The 23,137-nt window shown below is 56.2% G+C and carries 27 protein-coding genes; 18 read left to right on the top strand and 9 right to left on the bottom strand.

Translation table 11 applies throughout. The features are described 5' to 3' along the window. Nucleotides 1-2 precede the first annotated feature (2 nt). The 3 genes from CHN51_RS01290 to CHN51_RS19670 all read right to left on the bottom strand — a co-directional run bounded on the left by CHN51_RS01290 (nucleotide 3) and on the right by CHN51_RS19670 (nucleotide 2,069). On the bottom strand, nucleotides 3-662 hold the full coding sequence (locus tag CHN51_RS01290; RefSeq protein WP_100092404.1) for a DsbA family oxidoreductase: 660 nt from the start codon (nucleotides 660-662) through the stop codon (nucleotides 3-5). A gap of 20 nt (nucleotides 663-682) precedes the next feature. Then, nucleotides 683-1,021 (bottom strand): ATP-dependent Clp protease adapter ClpS, encoded by a 339-nt coding sequence (gene clpS / locus CHN51_RS01285; protein ID WP_240616970.1) that lies wholly within the window; start codon nucleotides 1,019-1,021, stop codon nucleotides 683-685. Between the two features lie 220 nt (nucleotides 1,022-1,241). Beyond that, a complete protein-coding gene (locus CHN51_RS19670; RefSeq protein ID WP_164088939.1) occupies nucleotides 1,242-2,069 on the bottom strand; it encodes a phasin family protein in 828 nt (275 codons plus the stop codon). A gap of 257 nt (nucleotides 2,070-2,326) precedes the next feature. Here CHN51_RS19670 and CHN51_RS01270 point away from each other — a divergent pair, with 257 nt between their 5' ends. From CHN51_RS01270 to CHN51_RS01260, 4 genes are all read left to right on the top strand, one after another. Further along, the gene (locus CHN51_RS01270) at nucleotides 2,327-3,376 is read left to right on the top strand and encodes a type III polyketide synthase (RefSeq protein WP_100092400.1); all 1,050 of its coding nucleotides are present in this window, start codon (nucleotides 2,327-2,329) and stop codon (nucleotides 3,374-3,376) included. Then, complete coding sequence (locus CHN51_RS01265; protein WP_100092399.1) at nucleotides 3,373-3,903, top strand: isoprenylcysteine carboxylmethyltransferase family protein; 531 nt, start codon at nucleotides 3,373-3,375, stop codon at nucleotides 3,901-3,903. Before CHN51_RS01270 ends, CHN51_RS01265 begins: the two co-directional genes overlap by 4 nt. A 54-nt stretch (nucleotides 3,904-3,957) precedes the next feature. Next, nucleotides 3,958-4,179, top strand: a complete 222-nt coding sequence (locus CHN51_RS19460) for a hypothetical protein (RefSeq protein ID WP_123906208.1) — start codon at nucleotides 3,958-3,960, stop codon at nucleotides 4,177-4,179. A gap of 72 nt (nucleotides 4,180-4,251) precedes the next feature. After that, nucleotides 4,252-4,632, top strand: coding sequence for a DUF1304 domain-containing protein (locus CHN51_RS01260; protein WP_100092398.1), 381 nt, complete (start codon nucleotides 4,252-4,254; stop codon nucleotides 4,630-4,632). Between the two features lie 127 nt (nucleotides 4,633-4,759). Here the strand turns inward: CHN51_RS01260 and CHN51_RS01255 are convergent, their stop codons facing one another. From CHN51_RS01255 to CHN51_RS01245, 3 genes are all read right to left on the bottom strand, one after another. Beyond that, the gene (locus tag CHN51_RS01255) at nucleotides 4,760-5,458 is read right to left on the bottom strand and encodes a tryptophan-rich sensory protein (protein ID WP_100092397.1); all 699 of its coding nucleotides are present in this window, start codon (nucleotides 5,456-5,458) and stop codon (nucleotides 4,760-4,762) included. A gap of 201 nt (nucleotides 5,459-5,659) precedes the next feature. Then, on the bottom strand, nucleotides 5,660-6,838 hold the full coding sequence (locus CHN51_RS01250) for a diguanylate cyclase (protein WP_100092396.1): 1,179 nt from the start codon (nucleotides 6,836-6,838) through the stop codon (nucleotides 5,660-5,662). 220 nt (nucleotides 6,839-7,058) lie between these two features. Then, nucleotides 7,059-9,389, bottom strand: coding sequence for a TonB-dependent receptor (locus CHN51_RS01245; protein ID WP_100092395.1), 2,331 nt, complete (start codon nucleotides 9,387-9,389; stop codon nucleotides 7,059-7,061). 313 nt (nucleotides 9,390-9,702) lie between these two features. Between CHN51_RS01245 and CHN51_RS01240 the strand changes: the two genes are divergently transcribed. Continuing rightward, nucleotides 9,703-10,095 carry a host attachment family protein gene (locus tag CHN51_RS01240; protein ID WP_100092394.1) on the top strand — a complete coding sequence of 131 codons (393 nt, stop codon included), beginning with the start codon at nucleotides 9,703-9,705 and terminating at the stop codon, nucleotides 10,093-10,095. Between the two features lie 524 nt (nucleotides 10,096-10,619). Here the strand turns inward: CHN51_RS01240 and CHN51_RS01235 are convergent. The 3 genes from CHN51_RS01235 to CHN51_RS19455 form a co-directional block, all read right to left on the bottom strand. Next, nucleotides 10,620-11,144 (bottom strand): hypothetical protein, encoded by a 525-nt coding sequence (locus CHN51_RS01235; RefSeq protein WP_123906207.1) that lies wholly within the window; start codon nucleotides 11,142-11,144, stop codon nucleotides 10,620-10,622. Nucleotides 11,145-11,777: 633 nt separating this feature from the next. Further along, nucleotides 11,778-12,538 (bottom strand): IS5 family transposase gene (locus CHN51_RS01225; protein ID WP_100095349.1). Its coding sequence is split into 2 segments (ribosomal slippage): nucleotides 11,778-12,205 and nucleotides 12,205-12,538, totalling 762 coding nucleotides; the frame shifts between segments, so codons are not numbered across the junction. 55 nt (nucleotides 12,539-12,593) lie between these two features. Then, complete coding sequence (locus CHN51_RS19455; protein ID WP_123906206.1) at nucleotides 12,594-13,301, bottom strand: hypothetical protein; 708 nt, start codon at nucleotides 13,299-13,301, stop codon at nucleotides 12,594-12,596. A gap of 256 nt (nucleotides 13,302-13,557) precedes the next feature. On the opposite strand from CHN51_RS19455, the gene rpsL reads away from it, so the two are divergent. The 13 genes from rpsL to rplP all read left to right on the top strand — a co-directional run bounded on the left by rpsL (nucleotide 13,558) and on the right by rplP (nucleotide 23,136). Further along, nucleotides 13,558-13,929 (top strand): 30S ribosomal protein S12, encoded by a 372-nt coding sequence (rpsL, locus tag CHN51_RS01220; protein WP_067198316.1) that lies wholly within the window; start codon nucleotides 13,558-13,560, stop codon nucleotides 13,927-13,929. 23 nt (nucleotides 13,930-13,952) lie between these two features. Beyond that, a complete protein-coding gene (gene rpsG, locus CHN51_RS01215; protein WP_100092391.1) occupies nucleotides 13,953-14,423 on the top strand; it encodes a 30S ribosomal protein S7 in 471 nt (156 codons plus the stop codon). Nucleotides 14,424-14,623: 200 nt separating this feature from the next. Further along, nucleotides 14,624-16,717: an elongation factor G gene (gene fusA, locus CHN51_RS01210; protein WP_100092390.1), complete on the top strand. Its 2,094-nt coding sequence runs from the start codon at nucleotides 14,624-14,626 to the stop codon at nucleotides 16,715-16,717. Nucleotides 16,718-16,869: 152 nt separating this feature from the next. Continuing rightward, nucleotides 16,870-18,060: an elongation factor Tu gene (gene tuf / locus CHN51_RS01205; RefSeq protein WP_100092389.1), complete on the top strand. Its 1,191-nt coding sequence runs from the start codon at nucleotides 16,870-16,872 to the stop codon at nucleotides 18,058-18,060. Between the two features lie 122 nt (nucleotides 18,061-18,182). Next, nucleotides 18,183-18,494, top strand: a complete 312-nt coding sequence (gene rpsJ / locus CHN51_RS01200) for a 30S ribosomal protein S10 (protein WP_066744965.1) — start codon at nucleotides 18,183-18,185, stop codon at nucleotides 18,492-18,494. A 195-nt stretch (nucleotides 18,495-18,689) separates the two neighbouring features. Next, on the top strand, nucleotides 18,690-19,541 hold the full coding sequence (rplC, locus tag CHN51_RS01195) for a 50S ribosomal protein L3 (RefSeq protein WP_100092388.1): 852 nt from the start codon (nucleotides 18,690-18,692) through the stop codon (nucleotides 19,539-19,541). Nucleotides 19,542-19,544: 3 nt separating this feature from the next. Beyond that, nucleotides 19,545-20,171, top strand: coding sequence for a 50S ribosomal protein L4 (gene rplD, locus CHN51_RS01190; protein WP_100092387.1), 627 nt, complete (start codon nucleotides 19,545-19,547; stop codon nucleotides 20,169-20,171). Then, on the top strand, nucleotides 20,164-20,472 hold the full coding sequence (locus tag CHN51_RS01185; protein ID WP_067198324.1) for a 50S ribosomal protein L23: 309 nt from the start codon (nucleotides 20,164-20,166) through the stop codon (nucleotides 20,470-20,472). The genes rplD and CHN51_RS01185 overlap by 8 nt, the downstream gene beginning before the upstream one ends. A 6-nt stretch (nucleotides 20,473-20,478) precedes the next feature. Next, nucleotides 20,479-21,315, top strand: coding sequence for a 50S ribosomal protein L2 (gene rplB / locus CHN51_RS01180; RefSeq protein WP_100092386.1), 837 nt, complete (start codon nucleotides 20,479-20,481; stop codon nucleotides 21,313-21,315). Nucleotides 21,316-21,317: 2 nt separating this feature from the next. After that, nucleotides 21,318-21,593: a 30S ribosomal protein S19 gene (gene rpsS, locus CHN51_RS01175; RefSeq protein WP_100092385.1), complete on the top strand. Its 276-nt coding sequence runs from the start codon at nucleotides 21,318-21,320 to the stop codon at nucleotides 21,591-21,593. Continuing rightward, entirely contained in the window at nucleotides 21,593-21,976 is a 384-nt protein-coding gene (rplV, locus tag CHN51_RS01170; protein WP_100092384.1) for a 50S ribosomal protein L22, read from the top strand. Before rpsS ends, rplV begins: the two co-directional genes overlap by 1 nt. Before the next feature lie 2 nt (nucleotides 21,977-21,978). Continuing rightward, the gene (gene rpsC, locus CHN51_RS01165; protein ID WP_067198331.1) at nucleotides 21,979-22,680 is read left to right on the top strand and encodes a 30S ribosomal protein S3; all 702 of its coding nucleotides are present in this window, start codon (nucleotides 21,979-21,981) and stop codon (nucleotides 22,678-22,680) included. A 24-nt stretch (nucleotides 22,681-22,704) separates the two neighbouring features. Continuing rightward, nucleotides 22,705-23,136: a 50S ribosomal protein L16 gene (gene rplP / locus CHN51_RS01160; RefSeq protein WP_100092383.1), complete on the top strand. Its 432-nt coding sequence runs from the start codon at nucleotides 22,705-22,707 to the stop codon at nucleotides 23,134-23,136. Nucleotide 23,137: the final 1 nt, after the last annotated feature.

Here is a 23,137-nt window from a genome sequence, read left to right as displayed (position 1 = left end):
GTTCAGGCGGCTTCTTTGAGGAGCTTGTTCTCTATGATATTGGCAAAAACATCGGTTTCCTGAGCGCCGGGCACCATGAACTTCTTGTTGAAGATGAAAGCGGGGACGCCGGTGATGAAGCGATCCTGCCATTCCGCTTCCACTGCCCGAACCTCTTCTGCGAACATATCAGAGCCGAGCAGGTCGCGGGCACGTTTCTCGTCTAGTCCCACCGATGCCGCGATGTCGACCAGAGTCGCGTGATCGCTGACATCCCTGCCATCGGTAAAATGCGCTTTGAACAGAGCCAGTTTCAGAGCGGTCTGCTTGCCGGTCTCGCCAGCCCAGTGGAGCAGGCGATGCGCGTCAAACGTATTCACCATCCGCATCTTGTCGCCGTAACGAAATTCGAAGTCCAGCTCACTGCCGGCGCTCCGCAGGCGCTCTCTGTTGGCTTTGCTCTGCTCCGGCGTGGCACCATATTTTTGCGCCATATGTTCGCCGATATCCTGACCCTCCGGCGGCATGGAGGGGTTCAGCTCAAAGGCGTGCCAGGCCAGTTCGAAGCGGGCCTGACCTTCAAATCGGGCCATGGCTTTCTCAAGCTTCTTGTAGCCGATGATGCACCAGGGGCAAACGACATCGGAGACGATATCCACGGTGATCACTGGCGTCTCGGACATGGCGTTTTCCTTGGTTGTGTTCAGGCTTTCTCAAGCGTGCATTGCAGGGGATGTTCGTTCTTGCGCGCAAAATCCATCACTTGCGTGACCTTTGTTTCCGCGACTTCGTAGCTGAACGTTCCGCAGACACCGACACCTTTCTGGTGCACGTGCAGCATGACGCGCGTGGCTTCATCGATGTCCATGTTGAAAAACCGCTTCAGCACCAGGACGACAAATTCCATCGGTGTATAATCGTCGTTGAGAATGAGAACTTTATAGGGGCTGGGTTTCTTGGTCTTGGCTCTGGTCTTGGTCGCGATACCGAGATTGGTGTCGTCACCATCGTCATCGGAACCCTTGTCCGGGTCGTTGCCCATGATCGAATGGTTGCCGGCAGGCATTTGCCGATTGAAAATAGGGAAGGGGGAAAGAATCTGCTGGTTCATCATTAGCCTCAGGATATGGTATTTTTACCCCCGAGGGCAAGTGGCGGATTGATAGTTTTGCATGCTTTTGCGTTAATCCGTGTCAATAATGCACATATGGAAAGGGCCGCCCCAGCGGAACGGCCCCCTTTTTACCGGTTGCAAAAGCGGCTTAGGCAGTTGCTTTCAGCTCCTTGCGGATTTCGCCGACGCGATCCGCAATCGGCTGATAGGCTTTGCCAGCGAGCTTGACGACCGCATCGGCATTGTTCGAAGTCTGGTCCATGACCCGGTCCAGACCGCTGCGCACATAGTCAGCCTGCTTTTCAAACATGTCCTTCGGCGTCGCGACGCTGAACAGGCCCTGCAGAGCGCGGCTGGCTTCAACGAAATTCTCGCGGGTATATTTCACGTTGGTCTTGCCGATTTCCTGAGCGCCCTTTGCAGCGATCTTGCCGCTTTCGATCAGGGTTTCAACATTTTCGCGGTTGAATTCAACAGCATTCTTCGACAGTGCAACGGCACGGTCAGCAGCAGCCTTGGCGCGAGCCTGCGCATCGGCGGTCAGCTTTTCAAAGCGCGAACCCATTTTTTCAGCGGTCTTCTTGGCGGTGTTGGCGGCCTTGGTGTTGGCGGCCTTGGTGTTCTTCACAACGCGCTTGGTTGCGGTGGTTTTGGTGGTAGCCATTTTCTTGGTTCCTTTGGTCGTTTTGTTCGATGTGGTCTTGGCAGCCGGCTTCGCAGCAACTTTACGCTTTGCTGCAGGCTTCTTCGCTGCCGGTTTGGACGCTGCGGTTTTCTTGACAGCAGGCTTTGCCGCTGTTGCCGGTTTAGCAGCGGGAGCCACCGGCTTTTTGGTTTCGGTCGTTACCGGGGCCTGTTCAGCCGCGGCCTTCTCGACAGTCGCGGTGGCCGCTGCAGCATAAGCCGCATCAGCAGAGAGCGAGCTGGTTACTTTATCTGCCGGGGCAGAGGATATTTCGTTCTTCGTATCAGCCATCGGTAATCTCACTTCTATGTTGCAGTGCACAAATAAGGCATCGACCTGTCGATGTCAAGAAAAATGGTGCAGTGCACAATAATCGATGTTATTTCGGTTAAGACACCGTAATAGTTGATTTTTATTTCCTGTCTTATCACCGCCCCGCAATATTTCCTTAGCAGTATCCATACGTGCTATGGTGCAACGCACCAGATTTGCGTGTTTCCCTGGTCTATCTGATGTAACAATCCCGTGATGATGAGTGAAAGTCCCCCATGTCCGTATTGAGATCCATTGCCACGGCGGTTCCCGAACACCGTATCAGCCAGACTGACGTACTGGCGGTATTGGCCAAGGCGAGGGGAGCGGCGCTTCCGGCCCGGCTGGAACAGATACTCGGGAACAGCGGGATCGAGCAACGCTATCTTGCCTGCGAGGCAGACTATTATCTGGAACCGCGCAGCTGGACCGGCCGGGCAGCGATTTATGACCGGATCGGAATGCGACTGGCGCACAGGGCGGCCGGGGCCGCGCTGGACAAGGCGGCGCTTGGGCCCTCCGACATTGACGCGATCGTTCTGATATCGACCACCGGCACGATGACACCCTCTATTCCCAGCCGGATGATCGAGACGATGGGCTTTGACCCGTCGACCCGGACGATCCCGGTGTTCGGCTATGGTTGCGCCGGCAGCGTGCTCGGCCTGCAACTGGCCAATGATCTGGCGGTGGCGGGCGAGGGTCAGAATGTCCTGATGATCTCGCTGGAATTGTGCAGCCTGTCTTATGACTATAGTCAATTCGACAAGAAGAACATGATCGCCACCGCTTTGTTTGCCGACGGTTGTGCCGCAGCGGTGCTCAGTGGCAAGGACGCGCCGGCCGGCGCACCGGCTTTTCGTGCCTTTGCGCAAAAGACATGGCCCGATACCCGCGACATGATGGGCTGGGACATCGGCACAACTGGCTTCGATCTGGTGCTGGCACGGGATATTCCCAGCTTTGTCGCCAAGGATTTTGCTCCTTTTTGCGATGACTTTCTGACGGCTCAGGATCTGGGCATGTCCGATCTCTCCGAACCCGCCTGCCATCCCGGAGGGGGCAGGGTGGTGGAAGCTTTGGAAGCATATTTTGCGCCCGGTATTGCGGGCATTCCGGCAACCCGCGAGGTGCTGCGTCAACATGGCAATATGTCCTCGCCAACGGTGTTGTTCGTGCTCGACAAGCTGCTGGCGGAAAAGCCCGACAAGCCGATATTGTTGACCGCACTCGGCCCCGGCTTTACCGCAGCGCTTGCTATCCTCGATCCGCAGGGTGCGGCATGAACGATCCGCTCGGCGCGATTTTCACGGCCAGTCCGACACTGGTGACCTGGGCGCTGGTCTATATTGTCGTCCAGCGGCTGGGCGAACTGGTCCATGCCAGCCGCAACACCAGACGGTTGCTCGGCGAAGGGGGCCAGGAACATGGTGCGGACCATTATCATTATTTCATCTTCCTCCACAGCGCCTGGATCGCGGTCATCGCCTTGCTGGTCGATCCACAGCATGAGATTTCGCCAGCGATGTTGGCACTGTTCGTCGGTACACAAATTTTGCGCATCTGGACGCTGGCGAGCATCGGCCGCTGGTGGACGACCAGAATCATCTCTGCGCCGCATTTTGACCGGGTCAAACGCGGGCCGTATAAATATATCAGCCACCCCAATTATCTCGTCGTGGTCCTGGAGATCGCAATCGTGCCGCTGATGCTCGGCCTGCCGTGGGTGGCTCTGGTCTTCTCTGTCCTCAACGCGATCCTGCTGCGCCACCGTATCCGCATCGAAAATGCGGTGCTCGGCGAGCGCGGCTAGGCCAAAGTTCGTGAAAATTCGGGCCAAGAGCGGGTTTTGTCAGGGCTTCTGACCATGTCTGAACTGGCCCCGCCAAGGAAAAAAGCAAACCCGCCGCCATGGATCGAACTTTACAAACTTTACAGTGTTAAGGCCTTAGAAAATCCGGGGCCTGCGGCTGGTGTCGCTGAATATGCAGCGGCCGAAATCAAGGCCGCTCAAAATGTCAAAGAACCAGTGCAACATTTATCAAAATCAGGCGATGTAGGAAAGCAATTTGCGATCGTGACCAGATGATCTCGGCCGGCAAGCCGTGTTGAGCTTGCAGATTTACCGCCTATAAGAACCAGAAAAACCGGGAGTCGCTGCGTGCCTATATTTGCCAGGATCATGATCGCGCTGGTTGCCACACTCCATCTCTATATCGCCTGGTTCGGGATATTTGCCTGGCAGGCGCAGGGCCCGGCAACCTTTCCCGATCTCCCCGCCAGCCTGTTTGAACCGACATCCGCGATGGCTGCCAATCAGGGCGTCTACAATCTCTGTGTGGCGGCCGGTCTGATCTGGTCGCTGTTCATCCGCAATGCTGAATGGCAGCGGAAGGTTGCCAGCGGCTTCTTGCTGTTCGTCGCCACGGCGGGTATTTTCGGTGCCTGGCGCGTGTCACCGGATATCGCATTGGTGCAGGCCGGGCCTGCTGTCATCGGGCTGTTGTTGCTGTGCTTACCGTTGAGCCAGACGCGGCAATGAGCGCTTTCCGTCGTTCCGAACGCGTTTACCCCCGGTGGCCATGGCTCAGGACCACCGGCAGCGGTGCCCAACCTCAAGGGGGCTTGAACCGAGTTCAGGATGACGAGTGGTTGCTGGTAGAGCCGCGCTAGCCCAGAGATTGTCTGGTCAGGGCCGTCAGACCCGGGATCGCGACCGCGGCCAACACGGCCGCAACCGCTAATGGCATCGTGGAACCCATATTGGTCACGGCGATGCCGAAAAACCCCCAGGACACGGCGAGGGCGTAAGGCCAGGATTTCAGGCGGACGGCATTATAGCCGGTGAAGAGGACTGCCAGCAGAAGAGCAATCACCGCTGCCATGAATTCACCGACAAACCCATATCCCGCTAGCAGGAGTCCGATGGACAGGAAGGATGCTACGGAGAGCCAGCCCGCATAGAGCGCGAGCGGCCATTTGGCGATCCAGGCAGGCGAGGCCTGTTCCGACCGATAGGTTGCTACCAAGGCGGCGATCAGCATGATCCATATCAGGATTGTTGCCCAGATCGGCGAGACCAGCGCGACCGGAAGCCAGATCGTACCGACCGCCAACGACAGCGCCAGGGGGGTGCGGCCCTTGTCCCATTCCGGATCCTGTCTGAACTTGAAGGCGCCCATGGCGGCGTGGGCGACCAGCCACAGATAAATTGGGCCCCAGATGCTGAAAGCCCAGCCGACAGGCTGAACCGGCGGATTGTTCTGTGGTACCGGATAACGGTCCGGATCGATCCCGCCAAATTCCGGCGACAGAAATGGCGCAATGGCAAAGGCCAGTGCAACGACAAGGACGACAATGGCTTTCATGGTTTCCTGTTCCTGATTTTTTCCAGCGGAGCATATGATGATCGCCCGCCCGATGAAGTACGTGTTTTCAGACAGGTAGGACTGTCCGATCGCGCATAATCTCGTCAGGGAAGAACATGGCAGGCCGATATTGGTTGCAAATCTCGTGATATTGCACGGAAGATGGTGAACGGTTTCTTCGTCAACCGGATCGTACGCGCGTCAGGCGATATTGCGCAACACCGGCTTGGCCGGGTTGCGCGGGCTCTTGCCGCTGCGTTTCATTTTGTAGAGGGCACCGTCGGCAGCTTTCAGCAATTGCTCGGTACCGTTGCCGTCGAGCGACTGGACGGCAATGCCAACGCTGGCTGACGGAGTCAGGATATGGCCCTCGATTTCGGCTGGCGTAGCAAAGCCGGCCAAAAAGGCGCTTGCTCTCGCCAGCGCCTGATCGTGACCGTTCACATCGGGCATCAGGATCAGAAATTCGTCGCCTCCAAGGCGACCGACAATTTCTTCTGCAGCGCAGCAGCGCTTCAGCCGCCGGGCCACCTCGACCAGCAGATGGTCGCCGACATCATGGCCCAGATTGTCATTCACTTGCTTGAAATGATTGAGATCAATCAGGGCGACGGCAAAGCCGTTGCCGCTGCTGGCGAAAGACTGTTCTGCCAGCAGCAGGTGGTTCATCATCGCCCGGCGATTGGCCAGCCCGGTCAGCGGATCGCTATGCGCCTGTTTCCATATCGTGTGGCGCATGATCAGGCCGGAAATGATCTGGTTATAGCTGTCGATGATGAACCGGATCATCAGCAGCGCGATCGTGATCATGCTCCATCCCATGATCATGTCGTCAAATCCGCCGACCAGGATCATGGCTACCGCCGAGGGAATGACGCCGACGAACAGGACAGTAACGGCTGCCTTTTTGATGCAGGCCAGGCAGTGGGCGATACAGGTCGATCCGAAGACCAGCGACATCGGGATGAACATCTGGTTAGCGAACATGCCGGAGGTAATTATGAACACCGACCAGATGCTGAGAAAGGATACGATGCCGACCGAGAGGACGGAGAGATTGCGAAGTATCTTTTGCGAATGGACAAGCGATTCCGGGTCTTTCGGATAGCGGATCCACATGACCATCCGCCCGACGCAGCCGACCGCGAGCAGCCCCATCCAGCCGTAATAGATTGGCTCGACCCCTTCGTGGGCCGACAGGACCATCACCGCAATCAGATTGAATATCGCGACCAGATAGATCATCGGCACATGGGTCATTGCCCGGTGCAATTGCATCTGCTCGACCGAGGAGCGGATTTCCGGTGGAATTTTTGGCGACCGCCATGGAGTTTGCCAGGATGTCTGCCAGTTTTTTTCCGATTGCGGCGCTAGATCCATGTCGTCGGGCCATCCTGCAGGTGCGGTTTGAATTTACCAGAACCTGACTAGGTGGCGGGTGTAAAAATAGGGTTAACAAATATTTGCCATGAAGCCGGACATCCGCCCTTGCGGGCCGGTTTGCGGCGGGAAAGGTGACTGGATTCCCGCAGCGCGGACAGTCGGCTTATTCCCGGCGAAGGCCGTAGCCTTGCCGGGAATAAGCGTCTGTTACTGACGGCTAGAATTTGGCGCTGGCCTGGACGCCGTAGAAGCGCGGTTCGGCCGGGATGAAGGTCGGGATGCCAAAGGCGCCGCCGGTGTTGCCCGCGTCCAGAAGATAGTCCTTATTGGTCAGATTGCGGACAAAACCGGCAATTTCGAACCGCTCGTCGGCAAAGGACAGGCCCGCGCGCAGGTTGACCAGCGTGACCGCTTTCTGGCTGGTCAGAATATTGTTCGGCGCTTCAAAATAGACCCGGCTGCGATGGGTGACGCTGGGCGTCGCAAAGAAGCGGGTGCTGTCATTGATCGGATAGTCGATCGTGAAGCCGGCCGCTGCCTGCACCTGGGGCTGGAGCCGAAAGCGCGAGCCCGCCAGATTGCCGTTGCCCGGCTTGTCATCAATCCCCCCGTCAATATAGCCGATATTGGCGAACAGGTTCAGCCAGTCGGCGGCGCGGACATTGACCTCGGCCTCGACCCCGAAATTGCTGGCGCTACCGGCGCTCAGCGTGGTCGTGGTGCCCGGTCTGGCCGGATCGGCAACCGTGACCTGGAAATTGTCATAGACCTGATAGTAAACGCCGATCGAACCGGAAAATGGCCCCGCGGCCCCTTTCAGGCCGACTTCATAATTCCATACGGTTTCCGGCGCGATATCGCTGAAGTCGCCGACCGGTCCGGTGGGCGTGGCGGTGGCGCCGGCGTTCACCGTCGCCGAACGTCGGCCCTTGGAGATGGTGGCGAAGCCGTTGATCTGGTCGGAGAAGCGATAAAGAATATTGAAGCGTGGCAAAACGGCGGAGAAACTGTCCTCGGTGCGGAAGGTCTGGCCGGCGGTGTCGGTGATCGCAAAGGGCGGCGCACCAGTAAAGACGGAACCCGGTGCGGTGGCGCGATAGCCCGAGCGGCGCTTCTCGATCAGCACCCGGACGCCCGCGGTCAGCTCGACTCTGGGTGTCGCTATCCAGGTGCCGTCGGCGAACACCGAATAGCTGTCATTCTTGCCGAGATTTTCAAACACCGCCTGATAGGGAATGGTGTCGACAGCTCCGCCGGTCAGATCGCGGATCGCGTCTCCGGCCGGCACGCCATTGTCATCGACGCAAGCTACGCCGGCGACGACGGCGTTGGCCAGGCACTGGAAATAGGTCACTTCGTCGGTCGAGAAGGGAACCCGCTGGCTATTGTCCTCGCGGAAGAAATTCCAGCCGAAGCTGCCGCGAAACGTGCTGCCATTATTATAGGTGAAGCGGGTTTCGTGGCTGCCCTGTTCGCCATTGGCATCCTCGGCAAATTCCAGGAAATAGGCGGCGGAGCCGTCGGCGTCGAACACTTCGTTGGAATTGAACTTGCGGAAACCGTTGACCATGGTGATGTTCCACTCGTCGGCAAAGTCCCAGCTCATCGTCAGATTGGCATCATAGACATCGCGGGTCAGGCCAAGGTCTGCATCGCCCAGCACGGCGGCAGAGAAGGGCGAACCGCGCATATCGGCGACGCCGAAAGGATCGGCCGGTCCGGCGCTGGTTGGCAGGGTGCCGGAAATGAACGGCGTGCCCGAATTGCGCTGCCGGTCATAGGTCAGGATCAGGTCTGCGGTGAAGGTGCTGCTCGGCGTGAAGCGGAAGGATGCGCGGGCACCCAGCTGGTCCTGCGCATAAAGATCCTCCTGATTGGGGGCGAGATTGGTGACATAGCCGTCGCGCTTCTTGTGCGCAGCAGCGACCCGCACCGCGATCACATCATTGCCGGCGTTGAGATGGCCGCCCAGCGTATAGGCGTCATAATTGCCATAGCTGGCGCTGACCTCGCCGGAGAAGCCGGGCTCGGGCCGGGCGGAAATGATGCTGATCGCGCCGACCGCAGAAGCCGTGCCGAACAGGGTCGCCTGCGGGCCCTTGATCACCTCGACCCGGTCGATATCGTAGAGATCCTGATAGGAACCGCGCGAGCGGGAGATATCGACGCCATTATAGTAAAGCGTGACGCGGGCGGCTTGCTGCGCCGAGCCGCTGTCCGAGGTGATGCCGCGGATCACGACGCCCGGATTGTTGGCGCTTTGCTCCTGGATATTGAGGCCGGGGACATAGTTGGACAATTCGTCGAGATCGGACACGCCGAGTTCTTTCATCCGCTCGCCGGTATTGGCCGAGATGGTGATCGGCACATCGGTCGACTTCTGCTCGATCTTCTGGGCGGTGACGATGATGACGTCGCCGTCGCTGTCGTCGGCGATATCATCGGTGCCGGTCTGCGCCACGGCCGGGGCGGTTCCGGCAAGGAACAGCGCGCTGGCGAGCGCGATCAAAGAGGGACGGGACAGGGCGGCGGGAGTATATTTTGTCATGGAAGCTTTCAGCCTTTTATGTGCGACACGGGAACGGATGGTGCAGTGCAGCAAGGCTGTGACAGGTTGACGGTCGCCGCGTGACAATTTGGAGAATTATGCGCGACTCCATTGTGACAAGGGGGTGATGGGGGGAGGGATCGTCATCCTGAACTCGTTTCAGGACCCCCTAAGATTGCGCGCTGCCGATGGAGATCCTGAACCAAGTTCAGGATGACGAGGGGGAGGGGATCACCGCCCCGCCATCCGCCCCCGCAGGCAACCTTTCCCCGGCTAGCGCGTTGATTAGCCGAACCTAAAAAAGGACATGAATATGGGTAACCTGAATTTTCCGGAAGAAACATTTGTTGTCGTCGCCACGGGCAGGGAGGCCAAGACCTTCTATGTGCGCAGCGGATCGCTGGAGCATGACGGCGACTGGACACCCGGAGATCTGGCCGATCAGGGCCCCTCCGGCAAATCCCCGCCCGAACAGTCGGCGCGGGAAAGCATGGAGGCGACCTTCTCCAAGATCATCGCCGAGCAGCTTTATGACCTGGCCCACAAGGGCGCCTACGAGCGGCTGATCCTGGTCGCCGATCCCGACACGCTGGGCGAAATCCGCCCGCTGCTGCATCAGGAAGTGAGCGACAAGATCGTGCTGGAACAGGCCAAGACGCTGATCAACAGCCCGGTCGCCGATATCGAGAAATCGCTCGCGCAATAAGGCGCGCAATAGTTTGCCGGAGGGAGCCCCCGTCATCCTGAACTCGTTTCAGGACCTCCCTCCGCACGCGCCCTATCCAGACGGATCCTGAACCAAGTTCAGGATGACGAACCTGTAAGTGCGCCCCTCGCCAACCCACCATCCCCGCCCGTGACCCGCCCCCGGTACCACGGCAACGATCCCTCAAAATCCGAACCTGTCCCAATTCCGGAATGGAAGACTTGGAAGCATGTTTCCCGTGGAGGGGTAGACGCATCCGCGAGGAGGGGCGCGACTGTCTTTGGCGTGAGCGTTGCCGGCCGGAAGATGGGGCAAAATTGTGCCAAATTTCGGCAGAAAATACGCGAGGCGTGACGGGTTTATGACCGAAAAGGCAAATATATGTCGGGAAATGGCGATTTTCGACGTGCCGGGCGCTGGGGGGGGCGGTTGTCGGTTAGTGGGTGATCGGTATATTTAAAAAACTGTCACCGTAATTGTGGCTGATTGCAGAAATCCAATTTGGTTTACCGATATAGATCGCACTAGACTACTAGAGTTTCGAGATGTTCAAGCTGTGCGCGCCACCAATAAACAGCCTCCCTAAAAAGTTGGGTGCCGTCCCAATCGTCTTGGAAAGTATAGACTAACTGGCGTTCATCATCGTCCTTGTTTGGTAGGCTGGCACCGAAAGAGAATTCTTTCAAAATGTTGTTGCGCTCTCGTTCTATAAAATCGAAAAAAATCCAATGTGTAGATTTGTCATCGCGAATGTCGTTCCAAAAACCATCGACGGCACAGCGATATTTCGTTCCGCAGGGGCGATCGACATTCCTGAGCACGTGACCAATGGTTCTTAATAATGCTACGCCAGCAAACCAAGAGGTCATCCATTCCGGATGTTCATCATCTATATCGCTATTTTGGAATTGAAACAGAATGTGTCGGGTAAAATCCCAAGGCTCCGCAGCGTGTAAAAATTTGATTTTTGGCGGACGCGAAAATATGTCGCCGGTTACCCAGCTCGGTCGGCCATTATGGATATGGTCATAATCATTGTCGGTCCACACAATGAGTTACCTTCATAGTGAGATAGCTGCCAAGATTAGCCTGCTCAACCGATTCCAATATGCTCGAAACTCCGCCTCCAAAGGAGCGAAATCGGGAGAATGTAGTAGTCGTTGCATACTTGCGACTGAAATTAACTGGTCAGCACGTCTGATCCTATCAACTTCCTCAAAATATCGCTGATCAATCAGATCTCTCTCGCGCAGTGATCTCGCGACGGCTCCGACTCGTCTTGAGAGTTCTGGCCGTTCTTCAATCCTATGTGCGGTAAGGTATCCTTCAATGGCCAATTCCAAGAGCATGCGCAATAGTGATGCTGTTGCGTTGGGATACGCGCGCATTGGGAGGCTACTCAATTCGTCCCAAATTCTCGAAATGCGTTGTTGCTCCGCTGTCCATTGAGGCACGTTGGTACCAGAAGGTATGAGTGTTCGCGCTGCGGGTGGGCGTCTTGGAGGGCGCCCTGGGCGAGGTTGATTCGGCGGTTGAGGAATAGGATTATCAACTGCATCCAGTCGATGCTGTTCGGTGGGTAGCAGTCCTTCAGCTTCAAGCCCATCTAGGTATTGGCGTTTGGCTTCGTTATTCCATAAATGACCAAGTGTGAGGTGTCCGGAGGCTAGGGTCAGGACTCATTAACTGAGCCAGAAGATGACGGTAGCTGCGATTGCGATGGCGGACATGAAGGTATGTGCGCATCGGTCATAGCGGGTGTGGATACGCCTCCAGTCCTTGATGCGTCCGAACATATTCTCGATTTTGTGACGTTGCCGGTAGAGGGTTTTGTCGAAGTCAGCGGGTAATATCCGTCCCTTTCGCGGCGGGATGCACGGCGTGATGCCTTTGGCCTGCAGGGCGGCGCGATACTCGTCGCTGTCATAGCCTTTGTCCCCGATCATGCAGAGGGCATGATCGGGTAGCGCGGAATATGTGAGCTTTGCACCGATATGATCGCTCATCTGCCCTTCGCTTAAACACAGGACCAACGGCCTGCCTGACCCGTCACACACGGCATGGAGCTTGGAGTTTAAGCCGCCCTTCGTTCTTCCGATATATCTGGAAACAGACCCTTTTTTAAAAGGCTGGCAGCGGTGCGATGCGCTTTCAAGTGCGTGGCATCAATCATCAGCACGTCATCGGCATCGCTGGTAGCTGCCAGAGCAGAGAATATCTTGTTGAACACACCCATACGGCTCCAGCGGATAAAGCGATTATAGATCGTCTTATGAGGGCCATAGGCTGCAGGGGCATCGCGCCAACGCAACCCATTACGGATCACGAAGACAATGCCACTCAATACACGCCGGTCATCAACTCTCGGAACTCCGTGCGATAACGGGAAATATGGCTCTATCCGGCGCATCTGCGCCTTGCTCAACATAAACAGATCACTCATCAGCGGCACCTCCTTTGATGCCACCATTGAATCAACCTTCTACCAATCATGCAAGCTATTTAATAGGTCCTGAACCTAAGTCTTCAGCAATTCGTTGAAGACCTCTCAGGACCGGGCCCCGTTCGTGAGTTAATCGAAACTCTCGCCCCAAAATCGAAATCCCGGCTCGGTTTCTGAATTGCTCAGAAGAGAGCAATCGAGATAGAGTGGACCATGGAATCCGCTCTTCCGGCAGTAGCTCTTCTTCTGTCAGCAATTCTTCTACAGCAGCGCCAACATTAACCGGACCATCACGGCCAGTCCGTTCAACGAAATTTGTTTTGGCTCGATTGTCCCAGCCAATTTGACCAACGCCACCTTGAGTGCCGGTATGTCGGCGAAATAGAATGTCGTCGATGGTTTCACGGTCATTTTCTACTTGGCAGGCCATTCGCGATGGGAACCGTCCATCCCATTGATCTCTAAGCTGACGAAAAAATTGAATCAGTTCATCGGTTGGTGCGCGATCGGGTTCACGTAGAAGTTTCATGCAGGTGACCCTGCGGTTGCCGTCAAAAACTACGTATCGTTCGTCATGAAGCATAACAAGGGGAGGGTCGAATATCCTACTCTCAGCGACAACGTCACGTGCCAATGCGCGCATTCGCACATCATGTGACCTAAAAAGTTCGTCAATAGCAGCGCTCTCATCACGCAGTTCTCCATGACGATCATTGGCGGGGTTGACCAATAGTTGTGATATCAAAAGGTTTTGAAAGGTCATTGGTTTCTCTTCTGCTTGTTATTACTATGTTATTGTATTTTTCACTTTTCGAAAAGCTCTGAGTTTCTGTTGGGTAAGCATACACCCACACCCTTGACCCAAGCCCGAATCCCGTCTAAGGGCCGCGCTTCCGCTTCTTCGGGCTCCGCTCGACGCCGCAGAAAACTTACATAGGCAAAACACTTGCCGCCACATTGGGCGGTGAGAGTAACCCCTGCATCATGCAGGACCATTTCTACTATAAGGTGAAGACTTTATGCCAACGATTAACCAGCTCGTCCGTAAAGGGCGGGTGCCCCAGAAGACGAAGTCCAAGGTGCCGGCCATGGAAGCCAACCCACAGAAACGTGGCGTTTGCACCCGTGTCTACACAACGACTCCAAAGAAACCAAACTCCGCTCTGCGTAAGGTTGCCAAGGTTCGCCTGACCAACCAGCGCGAGGTCATCAGCTATATTCCCGGTGAAGGTCATAACCTTCAGGAACATAGTGTTGTCCTGATCCGCGGCGGTCGTGTTCGCGACCTTCCCGGTGTGCGTTATCACGTCCTGCGCGGCGTTCTCGATACCCAGGGTGTCAAGGACCGCAAGCAGAGCCGTTCGAAATATGGCGCCAAGCGTCCTAAATAGTTTCAGTTTCGGAGTTATAATATATGTCACGTCGTCGTCGTCCCGAAAAACGGGTTATCCTGCCCGATCCGAAATTCAAGGATCTGGTGCTTTCGAAATTCATGAACAACCTGATGATGGATGGTAAGAAATCCACCGCAGAACGGATTGTTTATGGTGCATTTGACAGCGTTGAAGCCAAGGCCAAGAAAGACCCGCTTCAACTGTTCCATGATGCGCTCAACAACATCAAGCCGGGTATCGAAGTCCGCAGCCGCCGTGTCGGTGGTGCGACCTATCAGGTTCCCGTCGAAGTGCGTCCCGAACGTGCGCAGGCTCTGGCGATCCGCTGGATGATCTCTGCCGCTCGCGGCCGCAGCGAAACCACAATGGCAGCGCGTCTGTCGGGTGAAATTCTGGACGCTTCCAACAATCGCGGCAACGCGGTGAAGAAGCGCGAAGATGCGCACAAGATGGCGGAAGCCAACCGTGCCTTTGCTCACTACCGCTGGTAGTATAAGTTTAGACCGTTCGTCCTGAGCCTGTCGAAGGGCGCTTCTCGTCAGGGAAGCATATTCCCGATCGAGGCACTTCGACAAGCCCAGTGCGAACGGACTCTATATCAAGATTTTGATAATCACGGGGCTGGCATTGTTCAGCCCATTTCACTATAGGGCGGCCAGAATTTGGTTCCCCACATACTGGAGTAAAGACTATGGCACGCAGCCATCCGCTCGAACGATATCGCAATATCGGCATTATGGCCCATATTGACGCTGGTAAAACAACGACCACCGAACGTATTTTGTATTATACGGGCAAGTCCTACAAGATCGGCGAAGTGCATGATGGCGCGGCGACGATGGACTGGATGGAGCAAGAGCAGGAACGTGGTATTACCATCACTTCCGCTGCGACCACCTGTTTCTGGAATGCCGAAGACCGCAAGGGGCCAGAGCACCGGATCAACATCATCGACACCCCGGGCCACGTTGACTTCACCATTGAAGTCGAACGTTCGCTGCGTGTGCTCGATGGCGCGGTAGCCTGTTTTGACGGCGTTGCCGGCGTGGAGCCACAGTCCGAAACCGTATGGCGCCAGGCTGACAAATATAAAGTGCCGCGGATGTGCTTCATCAACAAGCTCGACCGCACCGGCGCCAATTTTAAATTCTGTGTCGATTCGATTGTAGAGCGTCTCGGCGCGACGCCGGCTGTTCTCTATCTTCCGATCGGCATGGAAGCCGATCTGGTTGGCCTGGTCGACCTCGTCAACCAGCGTTCGATCACCTGGAAGAACGAAGATCTGGGCGCTGAATATACCTATGGCGAAATTCCTGCGGACATGGTCGACGAAGCTGCCGACTATCGCGAGAAGCTCATCGAACTTGCTGTCGAGCAGGACGATGATGTCATGGAACAATATCTCGAAGGCAACGAGCCTGATGTCGCGACCCTGAAGGCGCTGATCCGCAAGGGCACGCTGAACCAGAGCTTCGTGCCTGTGCTGTGCGGCTCCGCATTCAAGAACAAGGGCGTCCAGCCTCTGCTCGACGCTGTTGTCGACTATATGCCAAGCCCGCTCGACGTTCCGGCCATTAAGGGCGTGAAGCTTGACGGCGAAACCGAAGATACACGGCCATCGTCCGATGACGAGCCGTTCTCGGCGCTGGCGTTCAAGGTCATGAACGATCCGTTCGTGGGCACGCTGACCTTCTGCCGCATCTATTCCGGCAAGCTGGAAAAGGGCACCTTGCTGAACTCGGTCAAGGACAAGAAGGAAAAAGTCGGCCGTATCCTCGAAATGCACTCCAATGACCGTAAGGACATTGAAGAGGCATTCGCAGGCGACATCGTTGCTCTGGCGGGTATGAAAACGACCACCACCGGTGACACGCTGTGTGACCCGGCCAACCCGATCATTCTGGAACGGATGGAATTCCCCGAGCCGGTTATCGAGCTTTCGGTGGAGCCAAAGACCAAGGCCGACCAGGAAAAGATGGGCGTTGCCCTGAACCGCCTGGCGGCTGAGGATCCAAGCTTCCGCGTGACGACCGATCACGAATCGGGCCAGACGATCATCAAGGGCATGGGCGAGCTTCACCTCGACATTCTCGTCGATCGCATGCGTCGCGAATTCAAGGTCGAAGCCAATGTCGGTGCGCCGCAGGTGGCGTATCGCGAATCGCTCGGCAAGGCTGTCGACATCGATTATACGCATAAGAAACAGTCCGGTGGTTCCGGCCAGTTCGCGCGTATCAAGTTCGAAGTCACTCCGGGCGAGCGCGGATCGGGCATTACCTTTGAAGACGAAATCAAGGGCGGTAATATTCCGAAGGAATATATCCCGTCGGTTGAAAAGGGCATGCGCGAAACGGCTGAAACCGGTTCGCTGATCGGCTTCCCGATCATCGACTTCAACATCCGTGTCTATGACGGCGCCTACCATGACGTCGACAGCTCGGCGCTGGCCTTTGAAATCGCAGCCCGTGCAGCAATGCGCGAAGCGGCGCAGAAGTCCGGCATCAAGCTGCTTGAACCGATCATGAAGGTTGAAGTTATCACACCGGAAGAATATCTTGGTGACGTGATCGGCGATCTCAACTCCCGCCGTGGCCAGATCCAGGGTACGGACACTCGCGGTATCGCCCAGGCTGTGGACGCCATGGTGCCGCTGGCCAACATGTTCGGCTATGTGAACGAATTGCGTTCTTTCTCGCAGGGGCGTGCGCAATATTCGATGCAATTCTCTCATTACGAGGAAGTGCCGAACAATGTGGCTGAAGAGATCAAGGAGAAAATGGCTTAATCGCCACTCCTTTTCGAGGTAACGCGCTTTCCTTTTGTTCAGGTCCGGCGGGAAATTCCCCGGACCGGCAAAAGGGTGTTGACAGAATTAGAGAGTCTCGCCAAAGCGCGGCGCAGACTATCAAGACGATAGAAAATCAGAGGTAATATAAAATGGCTAAAGAGAAGTTTGAGCGCAATAAGCCGCACTGCAACATCGGCACCATCGGTCACGTTGACCATGGTAAAACGACGTTGACTGCGGCGATCACCAAGGTTCTTGCTGAAACCACCGGCGGTGCAGCAGTGGACTTCGCAAATATCGACAAGGCTCCTGAAGAGCGCGAGCGCGGCATCACCATTTCGACCGCACATGTCGAATATGAAACCGAAGCACGCCACTATGCGCACGTCGATTGCCCGGGCCACGCTGACTATGTGAAGAACATGATCACCGGTGCGGCGCAGATGGATGGCGCCATTCTCGTGGTTAACGCTGCCGACGGCCCGATGCCACAGACCCGTGAGCACATCCTGCTCGCTCGTCAGGTTGGCGTTCCTGCGCTTGTTGTTTTCATGAACAAGGTTGACCAGGTCGACGACGAAGAGCTGCTCGAACTGGTTGAAATGGAAATCCGCGAGCTTCTGTCTTCCTACGACTTCGACGGCGACAATATTCCAATCGTATCCGGTTCTGCCCTGGCTGCGCTGGAAGGCCGCGACGACGAAATCGGCAAGAACAAGATTCTTGAGCTGATGAAAGCTGTCGACGAAGCCATTCCTCAGCCAGAGCGTCCAGTCGACCAGGCATTCCTGATGCCGATCGAAGACGTGTTCTCGATCTCCGGTCGTGGTACGGTTGTTACCGGCCGTGTTGAAACGGGCGTTGTGAATGTTGGTGACGAATGCGAAATCGTCGGTATCAAGGATACCACGAAGACCACCGTTACCGGCGTTGAAATGTTCCGCAAGCTGCTCGACTCCGGTCAGGCTGGCGACAACATCGGTGCCCTGATCCGTGGCGTTGACCGTGATTCGGTTGAGCGCGGCCAGGTTCTCTGTAAGCCAGGTTCGATCACCCCGCACACCGAATTCTCGGCTGAAGTTTACGTGCTGTCGAAAGACGAAGGTGGCCGTCATACGCCTTTCTTCGCCAACTATCGTCCGCAGTTCTACTTCCGCACGACCGACGTGACCGGCGAAGTGATCCTTCCTGAAGGCACCGAAATGGTCATGCCTGGTGATAACGTCACCATCGGCGTGAAACTGATTGCTCCGATCGCTATGGATCCGGGTCTCCGCTTCGCTATTCGCGAAGGTGGACGTACCGTTGGATCAGGGGTTGTCAGCAACGTAACAAAGTAATATAGGAACGCCTCGCTGCCCGGATCGGTGATTCGGGCAGCCAGTTTTTTCGCCGCTCCGGCCTTTTTCGTTAGAAAATCGGGGCGGTTTATTTTTGGCTCTTTGACATTGGTAACAGGTACATGGAAACGCAAAATATTCGCATTCGCTTGAAGGCATTCGATCATCGGGTTCTCGATCAAGCGACCGGCGATATCGCTGACACCGCACGCCGCACTGGCGCGCTGATCCGTGGACCGATACCTTTGCCAACGCACATTGAAAAATTCACCGTTAACCGCGGACCGCACGTAGACAAAAAGTCTCGTGAGCAGTTCGAGGTGCGGACCTATAAAAGGCTGCTCGATATCGTGCAGCCCACGCCGCAGACTGTCGACGCTTTGATGAAGCTCGACCTCGCTGCTGGTGTAAATGTCGAGATCAAGCTGGCCTGAGCCAATTGATTTGAGATCCCCGCCCAGGCGGAGATCGGACAAACGACAGGATACCGCCGGATTTAACCGGGCAGCGTCCTCCGTCTCGTTCCGGACTTTCCGGAACAATTACAGCCCGGACGGGGTGACGCATGACAATTTGGGCTGGCAAGCCGGACGAAATGGTTCGTTCGGCCTCTGTGAAGGAGATTGATCGTGCGTACAGGCGTGATCGCGAAGAAAATGGGGATGACCCGCTTGTTTCAGGAAGACGGACGGCATGTGCCGGTTACCGTTCTTTCCCTGGAAGAATGTCAGGTTGTTGGAGCCCGCAATCAGGAACGTGATGGCTATTTTGCCGTTCAGCTTGGTGCAGGTGCCCGTAAAGCGAAAAATGTTAACAAGCCGCAGCGTGAAGCTTTTGCCAAGGCAGAAGTTGAGCCAAAAGCACGGGTTGCCGAATTCCGGGTCGACAGCGAAGATGCTTTGCTCCCCATCGGTGCTACCGTAACTGCTGACCATTTCATTGCCGGCCAGATGGTCGATATCCAGGGCGTTACCCAGGGTAAGGGCTTTGCCGGTGCGATGAAGCGCTGGGGTTTCGGCGGTATGCGCGCAACCCACGGTGTTTCCATCTCTCACCGTGCCCACGGTTCTACTGGTCAAAACCAGGATCCGGGCAAGGTGTTCAAGGGCAAGAAGATGGCCGGTCACATGGGCGCGCGCAATCGCACCCAGCAAAATCTGGAAATCGTCCGTACAGACGCCGCTCGCGGCCTGATCTTCGTACGCGGCAGCGTTCCCGGTTCCAAGGGTGGCTGGCTTCTGGTTAAGGACGCCGTCAAGGTTGCTCTTCCCGAAGGCGTTCCATTCCCCGGTGCCATGCGCCGCAACGCGGATGAAACGGCGACCGAAGATGCGCCGGCAGGCATGATCGAAGCGGATGCAGCGATCGAAGCGCCAGTCGGTCCAACCGATGCAGAAGTAGCGGCAGCAGCCGACGCTCCCGCAGAAAAGCCGGCTGACGAGAAATCTGATGCTGCAGATGACGCAGGGAAGGAGGGCTAAGCCATGAAATTGAAAGTGATAACCCTCGACGCGAAAGCCAAGGGCGACATCGAATTGAACGATGACGTGTTCGGCATCGAAGCGCGCGCAGATATTCTTCACCGCGTCGTCAACTGGCAGCGCGAAAAGGCACGCGGAACGGCTCGTCCGACCCGCGAGCGTTCGGACGTTGCCCGTACCGGCAAGAAGTTCGGCAATCAGAAGGGCGGCGGTACAGCTCGTCATGGCGATCGTCGTGCTCCTATCTTCATCGGCGGTGGTAAGGCCCACGGTGCCCGCAAGCGTGATTTCAACCCGTCGCTGAACAAGAAGGTTCGTGCTCTGGGTCTGAAAATGGCGCTCAGCGACAAGCTGAAGAACGACAATTTGATCGTGCTTGAAAATATTGAACTGAAGGAAGCCAAGACACAGGCGCTTCTGGCCAATATCGCAAAGCTCGGTTTCGGCAAATCGGCCCTGATCATGGACGGTGACTCTGTTAACGACGCTTTCTCGAAGGCTTCGAACAACATTCCCCGTGTCAATGTGATGCCAGCTGCCGGTGCCAATGTTTATGACATTCTGAACCATGAAACCCTGGTGCTGACGCGCGCAGCGGTAGAAAAGCTGGAGGCGCGCTTCAATGGCTAAAAAAGAAGCTGTCGATATTCGTCATTATGACGTAATTGTCGGCCCGCACATCACCGAGAAATCGACCTTGCTCAGCGAACATAATGCTGTGGTATTCAAGGTTGCGAACACCGCGACCAAGCCGCAGATCAAGGCGGCCATCGAGGCGTTGTTTGATGTCAAAGTCAAAAACGTCAACACGTTGGTGCAAAAGGGCAAGACCAAGAAGTGGAAGGGTCGTCCCTACACTCGCAATGACATCAAGAAGGCTGTTGTCACGTTGGCCGAAGGCCAGACCATTGACATCACCACGGGAGTTTAAGGGCACATGGCATTAAAATCCTATAAACCGACAAGCCCCGCCCGGCGTGGTCTTATCCTGGTCGACAAGAGCGGCCTGTGGAAAGGCAAGCCCGTCAAGAAGCTTGTCGAAGGCAAGAACAAGACGGGTGGCCGGAACAACAAGGGTCATGTCACTTCGCGTGGCATCGCCGGCGGTCACAAGCAGAAATATCGTCTCGTCGATTTCAAGCGGCGCAAGTGGGATATGGCTGCTACGGTTGAACGGCTCGAATATGATCCGAACCGCACCGCCTTTATCGCGCTGATCAAATATGAAGACGGCGAGCTGGCTTACATTCTTGCGCCACAGCGTCTCGACGTTGGCGACAGCGTCATTGCCGGCAAGAAGACCGACGTGAAGCCCGGCAACGCCATGTTGCTGTCGCAGATGCCGGTTGGCACGATCGTCCACAATGTCGAAATGAAGCCAGGCAAGGGCGGCCAGATCGCCCGTTCGGCCGGTGCTTATGTCCAGATCGTCGGTCGTGACCGCGGCATGGTCATTGTTCGCCTGAAAAGCGGTGAGCAGCGCTATCTTCGTTCCGATTGCATGGCGACCGTTGGCGCGGTTTCCAACCCGGACAATTCGAACCAGAATTTCGGCAAGGCAGGCCGCACCCGCTGGAAGGGACGTCGTCCTCTTACCCGCGGTGTTGCGAAGAACCCAGTCGATCACCCGCATGGTGGTGGTGAAGGCCGGACTTCCGGTGGTCGTCATCCGGTTACCCCATGGGGCAAGCCGACCAAGGGTGCTCGTACCCGTAGCAACAAATCGACTGACAAGATGATCATCCGGTCGCGTCACGCGAAGAAGAAGAGGTAAGCATGGCTCGTTCCATCAAAAAAGGTCCATTTGTTGACCTCCACCTGCTGAAAAAAGCGCAGACTGCGCAGGAAAACAATGCACGTGCGCCGATCAAGACCTGGTCGCGTCGTTCTACCGTTTTGCCTGATTTCGTCGGCCTGACCTTCAGCGTTTACAACGGTCAGAAATTCATTCCGGTTTCCGTGAATGAAGACATGGTCGGTCACAAGCTTGGCGAGTTCGCACCAACGCGTAACTTCTATGGCCATGGCGCTGACAAAAAAGGCAAGAAATAATGGGTAAGGCATCATCACCCCGCCGTGTTGGCGACAATGAAGCTTTGGCTGTAGGCAATTCCATCCGTGGTTCTGCCCAGAAGCTCAACTTGGTTGCACAGCTGATCCGTGGCAAGAAAGCGGAAGACGCTCTGAACATCCTGTCCTTCTCGAAGAAGTCGATGGCCAAGGATGTCAGCAAGGTTCTCGCTTCAGCTATCGCCAATGCCGAGAATAATCACAATCTGGATGTTGACGCATTGATCGTTCACGAAGCGAGCGTCGGCAAGTCAATCACGATGAAGCGCTGGAAGGCGCGTGCGCGTGGTCGTTCAGCCAAGATTATCAAGCCATTTAGCCGCGTCCGCATCGTCGTGCGCGAGCATGAAGAGGAAGAGGCGTAACCATGGGTCAAAAGAGTAATCCTATCGGGCTTCGCCTGCAGATCAACCGGACCTGGGACAGCCGCTGGTATGCGGAAGGTTCCAACTATGGCGATCTCTTGATGGAAGACATCAAGATGCGCAAATATATCTTTGAAAACCTGCCACAGGCAGCGATTTCGAAGGTTGTGATCGAGCGTCCGGCCAAGACCTGCCGCGTTTCCATCTATGCTGCTCGCCCCGGTGTGATCATCGGCAAGAAAGGCGCGGATATTGAAAAGCTGCGTCGCAAGCTGAGCGACATGTCGTCCGGTGACGTTTCGCTGAACATCGTTGAGATCCGCAAGCCGGAAGTCGATGCGAAGCTGGTAGCGCAGGGCATTGGTGATCAGCTGATCCGCCGCGTTGCTTTCCGTCGCGCGATGAAGCGTGCGGTTCAGTCCGCTCTGCGTCTCGGTGCCGAAGGCATCAAGATTGTTTGCGGTGGCCGTCTGGGCGGAGCAGAAATTGCCCGCGTTGAATGGTATCGTGAAGGCCGCGTTCCGTTGCACACGCTGCGCGCCAATATCGATTATGCCGAATATGAAGCGCTGACCGCTTACGGCATCATCGGTATCAAGGTATGGATTTTTAAAGGCGAGATATTGGGTCACGACCCGATGGCTCAGGATCGGTTGAATGTCGAAGCGCAGACTTCCGGCGTCCGTCCGCAGCACCAACGTTGATTTTTGAGGAATAGGTAGAGCATCATGCTGCAACCCAAGAAACATAAATTCCGCAAGGCTTTCAAAGGCCGGATTAAAGGCAAAGCGCCAGGTGGCTCTACCCTGAATTTCGGTAGCTATGGCCTGAAAGCCATGGAACCTGACCGGATTACCGCGCGTCAGATCGAGGCGGCTCGCCGTGCGATCACGCGTCACATCAAGCGTCAGGGCCGGTTGTGGATCCGGATTTTCCCGGATGTGCCAGTATCCAAGAAGCCTGCCGAAGTTCGTCAGGGTAAGGGTAAGGGCTCGGTAGAATATTGGGCTGCGCGGGTAAAACCGGGCCGGATTCTGTTCGAACTGGACGGTGTTCCCGGACCGATTGCAGCGATCGCTTTCGAGCGGGCAGCGATGAAGCTCCCGATCAAGACAAAGGTTGTGGCCCGCCTCGGCGATACGTCACATCTGGAAGGTTAAG

The organism is Sphingorhabdus sp. YGSMI21 (assembly GCF_002776575.1).
Taxonomy (GTDB): Bacteria; Pseudomonadota; Alphaproteobacteria; order Sphingomonadales; family Sphingomonadaceae; genus Parasphingorhabdus.
The sequence above is the reverse complement of the archived record's forward strand: the minus strand, read 5'-3'. Positions and strand labels throughout refer to the sequence as shown.

Bases quoted from the DNA above. Each gene is read 5' to 3' on its own strand.
- CHN51_RS01290 (WP_100092404.1), bottom strand. From the start codon at position 662: ATGTCCGAGACGCCAGTGATCACCGTGGATATCGTCTCCGATGTCGTT.
- clpS (WP_240616970.1), bottom strand. From the start codon at position 1,021: ATGGGCAACGACCCGGACAAGGGTTCCGATGACGATGGTGACGACACC.
- CHN51_RS19670 (WP_164088939.1), bottom strand. From the start codon at position 2,069: ATGGCTGATACGAAGAACGAAATATCCTCTGCCCCGGCAGATAAAGTA.
- CHN51_RS01270 (WP_100092400.1), top strand. From the start codon at position 2,327: ATGTCCGTATTGAGATCCATTGCCACGGCGGTTCCCGAACACCGTATC.
- CHN51_RS01265 (WP_100092399.1), top strand. From the start codon at position 3,373: ATGAACGATCCGCTCGGCGCGATTTTCACGGCCAGTCCGACACTGGTG.
- CHN51_RS19460 (WP_123906208.1), top strand. From the start codon at position 3,958: ATGTCTGAACTGGCCCCGCCAAGGAAAAAAGCAAACCCGCCGCCATGG.
- CHN51_RS01255 (WP_100092397.1), bottom strand. From the start codon at position 5,458: ATGAAAGCCATTGTCGTCCTTGTCGTTGCACTGGCCTTTGCCATTGCG.
- CHN51_RS01250 (WP_100092396.1), bottom strand. From the start codon at position 6,838: ATGGATCTAGCGCCGCAATCGGAAAAAAACTGGCAGACATCCTGGCAA.
- CHN51_RS01245 (WP_100092395.1), bottom strand. From the start codon at position 9,389: ATGACAAAATATACTCCCGCCGCCCTGTCCCGTCCCTCTTTGATCGCG.
- CHN51_RS01240 (WP_100092394.1), top strand. From the start codon at position 9,703: ATGGGTAACCTGAATTTTCCGGAAGAAACATTTGTTGTCGTCGCCACG.
- CHN51_RS19455 (WP_123906206.1), bottom strand. From the start codon at position 13,301: ATGACCTTTCAAAACCTTTTGATATCACAACTATTGGTCAACCCCGCC.
- rpsL (WP_067198316.1), top strand. From the start codon at position 13,558: ATGCCAACGATTAACCAGCTCGTCCGTAAAGGGCGGGTGCCCCAGAAG.
- rpsG (WP_100092391.1), top strand. From the start codon at position 13,953: ATGTCACGTCGTCGTCGTCCCGAAAAACGGGTTATCCTGCCCGATCCG.
- fusA (WP_100092390.1), top strand. From the start codon at position 14,624: ATGGCACGCAGCCATCCGCTCGAACGATATCGCAATATCGGCATTATG.
- tuf (WP_100092389.1), top strand. From the start codon at position 16,870: ATGGCTAAAGAGAAGTTTGAGCGCAATAAGCCGCACTGCAACATCGGC.
- rpsJ (WP_066744965.1), top strand. From the start codon at position 18,183: ATGGAAACGCAAAATATTCGCATTCGCTTGAAGGCATTCGATCATCGG.
- rplD (WP_100092387.1), top strand. From the start codon at position 19,545: ATGAAATTGAAAGTGATAACCCTCGACGCGAAAGCCAAGGGCGACATC.
- CHN51_RS01185 (WP_067198324.1), top strand. From the start codon at position 20,164: ATGGCTAAAAAAGAAGCTGTCGATATTCGTCATTATGACGTAATTGTC.
- rplB (WP_100092386.1), top strand. From the start codon at position 20,479: ATGGCATTAAAATCCTATAAACCGACAAGCCCCGCCCGGCGTGGTCTT.
- rpsS (WP_100092385.1), top strand. From the start codon at position 21,318: ATGGCTCGTTCCATCAAAAAAGGTCCATTTGTTGACCTCCACCTGCTG.
- rplV (WP_100092384.1), top strand. From the start codon at position 21,593: ATGGGTAAGGCATCATCACCCCGCCGTGTTGGCGACAATGAAGCTTTG.
- rpsC (WP_067198331.1), top strand. From the start codon at position 21,979: ATGGGTCAAAAGAGTAATCCTATCGGGCTTCGCCTGCAGATCAACCGG.
- rplP (WP_100092383.1), top strand. From the start codon at position 22,705: ATGCTGCAACCCAAGAAACATAAATTCCGCAAGGCTTTCAAAGGCCGG.